This is a genomic window from Methylobacterium oryzisoli (assembly GCF_046557895.1).
In the GTDB taxonomy this organism is placed as follows: domain Bacteria; phylum Pseudomonadota; class Alphaproteobacteria; order Rhizobiales; family Beijerinckiaceae; genus Methylobacterium; species Methylobacterium oryzisoli.
The window spans coordinates 1-5,648 of record NZ_JBKIBX010000094.1 but is presented as its reverse complement, the minus strand read 5'-3'; the positions used below and the strand labels follow the sequence as shown (position 1 = coordinate 5,648).

5 protein-coding genes, 2 pseudogenes and 1 other annotated feature are annotated in these 5,648 nt (G+C 67.5%); of the genes and pseudogenes, 4 read left to right on the top strand and 3 right to left on the bottom strand.

All coding sequences use genetic code 11. The features are described from left to right. Positions 1–126: 126 nt before the first annotated feature. From ACKUB9_RS33975 to ACKUB9_RS33960, 4 genes and pseudogenes are all read left to right on the top strand, one after another. Complete coding sequence (locus ACKUB9_RS33975; protein WP_407531057.1) at positions 127–801, top strand: DUF1989 domain-containing protein; 675 nt, start codon at positions 127–129, stop codon at positions 799–801. A gap of 38 nt (positions 802–839) precedes the next feature. Then, a complete protein-coding gene (locus tag ACKUB9_RS33970; RefSeq protein WP_407531059.1) occupies positions 840–971 on the top strand; it encodes a hypothetical protein in 132 nt (43 codons plus the stop codon). A gap of 12 nt (positions 972–983) precedes the next feature. Further along, positions 984–2,212 (top strand): IS3 family transposase gene (locus ACKUB9_RS33965; protein WP_407531055.1). Its coding sequence is split into 2 segments (ribosomal slippage): positions 984–1,272 and positions 1,272–2,212, totalling 1,230 coding nucleotides; the frame shifts between segments, so codons are not numbered across the junction. Next, positions 1,265–1,381, top strand: a sequence feature (AL1L pseudoknot). Its footprint overlaps the gene before it by 117 nt. Before the next feature lie 38 nt (positions 2,213–2,250). Beyond that, positions 2,251–3,063: pseudogene (locus tag ACKUB9_RS33960) on the top strand (SDR family oxidoreductase); the annotation flags it as partial. Positions 3,064–3,268: 205 nt separating this feature from the next. Here ACKUB9_RS33960 and ACKUB9_RS33955 read toward each other — a convergent pair. The 3 genes and pseudogenes from ACKUB9_RS33955 to ACKUB9_RS33945 all read right to left on the bottom strand — a co-directional run bounded on the left by ACKUB9_RS33955 (position 3,269) and on the right by ACKUB9_RS33945 (position 5,335). Next, on the bottom strand, positions 3,269–3,823 hold the full coding sequence (locus ACKUB9_RS33955; protein ID WP_407531054.1) for a hypothetical protein: 555 nt from the start codon (positions 3,821–3,823) through the stop codon (positions 3,269–3,271). A 176-nt stretch (positions 3,824–3,999) separates the two neighbouring features. Further along, positions 4,000–4,830 (bottom strand): alpha/beta fold hydrolase, encoded by an 831-nt coding sequence (locus ACKUB9_RS33950; RefSeq protein ID WP_407531052.1) that lies wholly within the window; start codon positions 4,828–4,830, stop codon positions 4,000–4,002. Between the two features lie 70 nt (positions 4,831–4,900). Next, positions 4,901–5,335 (bottom strand): annotated as a pseudogene (locus ACKUB9_RS33945) (hypothetical protein). Positions 5,336–5,648: the final 313 nt, after the last annotated feature.

Sequence of the window (5,648 nt, the reverse complement as noted above, 5' to 3'; positions counted from 1 at the left end):
GGCTACGCTGAACCAGCCATCCTCCGTTCGTGAAGGGCCTCACTCTGTCTCACGGGTGCCGACGGCGGACAGGCGAGGAGTGGCGCTGCCCGTTCCGGCCCCGGGCATCCGACGGCGGGGGCGCCGATGTGCGCTGAGGCCGGCATCCGGGAGATCGCGCCGCGCTCGGGCGTCGCCTTCACCCTTGACGAGGGTGACAGGCTCACCGTCATCGACCCGCACGGCGAGCAGGTGGCCGACCTCCTGGCCTTCAACCGCCACGACCTCGACGAGGTGATCTCGTCGGGGCGCACGCTCGACTACGCGGGCCGGATCTACCTGACGACGGGCGACCCCATCTACTCGAACCGCTCGAACGTGCTCCTGCGCATCGTCGAGGACACGGTCGGGCGTCATGACTTCCTGCTCACGCCCTGCTCGGCGGACACGTTCCGCATCATCTACGGCGACGCGGACCCGCACCGCGGCTGCTTCGGCAACCTCGCTCACGCCCTCGCGCCGTACGGGGTTGCGCCTGACCGCATCCCGGTGGCGTTCAACTGCTTCATGAACGTGCCCGTGGACGGGAAGACGGGGACGTTTACGGTCGAGCCGCCGCTCAGCCGGGCAGGAGATCACATCACCTTCGAGGCGGAGACGGACCTGGTCATTGGCCTGACCGCGTGCTCAGCGCTGCAGTCGAACAACGGCAGCTTCAAACCCATCCACTACCGGATCAAGCGCACCCGCAGGGACAAACCGGAGCGTCGGGACACGCGGGAAAGCGTCGCCGGCCGCAACGCTTCGTCGCCTGACACGTAGCCCAGCCGGACCCTCGCTCGGTGACGGAAGGAACGGACATGAGGCACAAGCCGCTGCGCGAGCAGGTCATCGTCATCACCGGGGCGTCGAGTGGCATCGGCTTGGCGACCGGCCGCATGGCCGTGGCGCGGGTGAACCGCCCCGGGTTTCTCGGAGGCTCCAACTCTTGAGAGGATGGAGCCATGACGAAGCACACCCCACCCTTCTCCCCTGAGGTCCGCGAGCGGGCGGTCCGGATGGTCCGGGAGCATCAGGGCGAGCACGGCTCGCAGTGGGCGGCGATCCGCTCGATTGCCGCCAAGATCGGTTGCTCGGGCGAGACCCTGAGGAACTGGGTGCGCCAGTCCGAACGTGATCAGGGCGTGCGGCCGGCGGCGACCACGGACGAGCGCGAGCGGATCAAGGCGCTGGAGCGGGAGAACCGGGAACTGCGGCAGGCCAACGAGATCCTGCGCAAGGCATCGGCGTATTTTGCCCAGGCGGAGCTCGACCGCCGGTTCCGGTCATGATCGCCTTCATCGACGATCATCGTGCGCTCTACGGGGTCGAGCCGATCTGCAGGCTGCTGCCGATCGCCCCGTCGACGTACCACGCCCATGTCGCTCGGCGGGCCGATCCTGCAAGGCTGCCGGCCCGAGCCCGGCGGGACGCGGCGCTGGTGGCCGAGATCCGGCGCGTGCACGCGGCCAACTTCGGCGTCTACGGCGTGCGTAAGGTCTGGCGGCAGCTCGCGCGCGAGGGGATCACAGTAGCGCGCTGCACGGTGGCGCGGCTGAGGCGGGCGATGGGCCTGCACGGCGTTGTCCGCGGACACAGGGTCCGCACCACCGTTCCCAACCCAGCCGCCTCCTGCCCCCTCGACCGGGTCAACCGGCAGTTCAAGGCCGAGTGCCCGAACAGGCTGTGGGTCGCGGATTTTACCTACGTGGCGACCTGGGGCGGCTTCGTCTACGCGGCCTTCGTGATCGACGTCTTCGCCCGCCGGATCGTGGGCTGGCGCGTGTCGCGCTCGGCCCGGGCCGACCTCGTGCTCGATACCCTGGAGCAGGCCCTTCATCAGCGCCGGCCCTTCGCGGGCAGTGGGCTCGTGTGTCATTCAGACAGGGGATCGCAATACGTGAGCATTCGCTACACCGAACGCCTGAGGCAGGCGGGCATCGAGCCCTCGGTCGGCAGCATCGGCGATAGCTACGATAATGCCCTCGCCGAGACGGTGATCGGTCTGTTCAAGACCGAGGTCATTCATCGACGCGGTCCCTGGCGCAGCGTCGAGGCGGTGGAGTTCGCCACCCTCGAATGGGTCGATTGGTTCAATACGCGCCGGCTGCTCGAACCGATCGGCCATATGCCTCCCGCTGAGGCCGAGGCGCGCTACTATGCGCGCGTGCAGGAGCCAGCCCTGGCCGCCTGACCCAAACCAAACAGCCTCCGGGAAACCCGGGGCGGTTCAGGGGCGCCCGCGTCGTGCTGGCTGCCCGCAGCGAGGACGTGCTCGCCCAGGTCGCGGCCGAGTTTGGCCCCAAGGCGGCCTACGAGGTTGCCGACGTAGGCCGGCGCGAGGACGTGCAGGCCGTCGCCGACAAGGCCGTGGCGACGTTCGGCGGCTTCGACACCTGGGTCAACGTCGCCGGCCTGACCGTCTACGGCCCCTTGCGCGAGATCGCCCACGAGGACCACGAGCGCCTGATCCGGACCAACCTCTGGGGCACGGTCAACGGCTCCCTGGTGGCCGTCGAGCATCTGCGGAAGCGCGGCGGCGCGCTGGTCAACGTCGGCAGCATCGCCTCCGACCCCGCCTTCCCGTTCCCGGGCCTCTACGCCACCTCCAAGCACGCGGTGAAGGGGTTCACCGACACGTTGCGCATGGAGCTGATCGCGGAAGGCGCGCCCGTCTCCGTCACCCTGGTGAAGTCCGCCTCCATCGACACGCCGCTGCCGCAACGCGCCCGCAACTACATGGACCGTGAGCCGACGCTGCCGCCGCCGATCTACCCGCCCGAGGAGGTGGCCAACGCCATCCTGCACGCCGCCGTGCACCCGCAGCGCGACATCGTCGTCGGCGGAGGCGGCAAGCTGTTCGCGATGGGCAAGGAGTTCGCACCGGGCGCCTACGACGAACTCGCGCCTGCCATCATCGCCCTGCAGAAGCGGTCCGAGAAGCCGAGGGGTCCGCAGGGCGCGCTGCATGCGCCGCGGCATGCCGGCGAGGTCCGCGGGGATCCGCCGGTCTACGTCATGCGCACCAGCGCCTACACTCGGGCTGGGCCGAATTCGCCACCAATATCAAAGTGCGGGAGAACCGATTTCACAGACACCCTCTGACTGCGAATTTGGAGACGATGAGCACCTCGAAGTGACCTTCTCGTTCGATGCCGCTGAGCAGAGCGCCGACTTCGAGAGGGCAATTCGGGCGGCTAACCTCCCCTGAGCCTATTGTGGCCGGAGGCCTTCCGCCTCCGGCATCGCCTTACCAGCAGGCACGAGGCAGCCGCCGCTTCCAGCGCTCGCCTGCCTTCAGTTTCGGACCCACCTTGCTGTGCATCTTCACACGCCGCAGTCTGACTGCCTGCGCTGGATCTGGTGCCGCGACTGGCATTGCTGCCAGAGTTTGAGGTTGTAGCGCCGAAATTGGCAGCCGGGGGATCACCGAATCCACTGGCTTCTCACCCGCCTCACGCTTTGGCTTCGCCTTCAGCCACTCCGAGCCGCGACGCACCCGCGGGAGACGTGGCTCGCGCTCGACTGCCGGCTCAGGCTCGACGGCCATTGGCTCGACCACCAGCAGGCTCGGCAGGATGCGACGGGCCTCGACCTTCTCGGCCGGCTGTTGGGTGAGGGAGGGGAGGGCGGTTTTCACCGGTTCCTCGGCAAGCTGAGCCAACTCTCGGCTCAGATCTGTGCCGGCCCAGAGAACCGACGGCGGTGGAGAAGACGACTTCGTGGCCTCCTGAAGGTTCAACCCGGATCGGCCACGCCCTTTGACCTCGACGGTAAACGACCGCCGCACGCGATTGCGTGTCATCGTTGTCCTGGATGGTTGGATAGCTGCGTCAGCTCGCACCAATTTGCGGCTGCGCACAAGGTAGGCGTGGCCGTATGGCCTGTCCAGAGCTGCGGGGTAATTATCGATGCTGTGCTCCAGACAGAAAGGCCGATACAAACCCCGATGTGCGAGCGGGGCGTTGACGCGTCTGCTCGTCACCTGCCGCGTCGAGCGCTGCAGTCAGACGTGTCAAACCCAGCCATCCCGGCAGCCTGGAGGACGGCCTGGATCACCGCTGCGGGCTTGTCCTGCTGGACGAAGTGGCCACTGCCCTCGACGACTATCAGCCGCCCGCGCGGTGACAGCGCCGCGGTCCGGACTTGAACGTCGCGCCAGAGCGCCTCGCGCTCCAGTGTGTCCCCATGGTCGGTCGCAGCCAGTACAATCAGCGGAACCGGCGGGAACGGCGGCCCAGAATTCATCGCTGCGATGCTCGGTGGCACCCCCGCCTCTTCAGCCGCCGCGACCGTGCCGCTCGCCGGCGGGGTCGGGGACACGAAGACACCGGGCGGCTCAGCCGGGCTCGCGGCATCAACCAGGACGACCGCCGCAGTCGCTGTGGGATGAAGGCGAGCGAAGGCTTGGACGTAGAGGCCGCCGAGCGAGTGGCCAACGAGGATGTAGGGCGGCGCCAGATCCAGCGTGCGCAGCAGCACCAGGAGCTGATCGGCAACAGTATCGGCGAGAACGACCTGATCAGGGGCGTTCGCGGCACTGCCCCCGATACCCGGCCGATCGTAGCGGATGACCCGCATGCACGAGGCGAGTGCAGGTGCGACGAGCGCCCAACTCTGCATGTCCTCACCGCGCCCGGCCTCGAGGACCACCACCGGACCGGCGCTGCCCATCTCGTTCACCGCGATGTCGGCTGATCCGACGCGATGCCGGCTGAGCTCGGCCGAAGCCGGCGTGAGGCAGGCTGCCGCCCAGACCAGTCCGCACACCCAGGCGACGGCGTGCGAGTCGCTGCGTCTCTTCCTTGACACGAGGACGCCTCCGTTCACGGACGAGTGGGTGGCCAAGATCCGGGATGGTGCGCTTGGCCATCGGGATGAGTCATCTGACCGAATAAGGGCCACGAAACAGGTCCCCCATCGCCTTGCGCCGAAACAACGTGAGCCAGCGGCGGCGCTGATGTTCGGCACGGTCATGAAGCATATGACAGCGCTGGCAAAAGGTGGCCAAATTGGCGCCCTCGTTGTTCGCCGTGTCGTGGTCGCGGTGAGCCGCGGCCAGCACCACCTTGATGACACGTACTCAGGCGAGGAGATCCTCGTTGCGCAGCCGCTGCCGGAGCTTGCGCCTCTGGCCATTACGCCAGCTGCCGCTCTCGGTGTCCCACCAGCGCCCGTCGCCGAGGTGGAAGACCCGCTGCAGGTGAGGGCGATCGCATGCCTCGCAGCACCCTCGTGCGCGGTGAAAGCGGATCACGTGGGAGAGCTGCGGCCAGTCGATTGCGTAAAAGTAGCGGAGTTCCCTCCGGATCGGCATCCCTGCTCCACGATCTGACTGTCGCGATAGGGCGGAAGAGTAGCCGAGCGAATGATCAAGCCAAGGTTACCTTAGCTGCCCCATGCGGAGTTCGAGATCTGTAAGGCTGGTGAGTTCCCATTTGGCAACTGGCCGCGGCAGGGCGCGTTGCGGCAGCGGCCCGACGGGTCATGCAGCCGCGCGACAGCGCTCACGGATATCGTTGCCGGATAGCGATCGGTGTCGGGCGGAAGCTGCTGGTCATACCAAGTCTCGCTGAGCCCGACTCACGCTGGGTGGCGGTGCGGAAGGGGCTGTGATTCTGTCCTCGGGT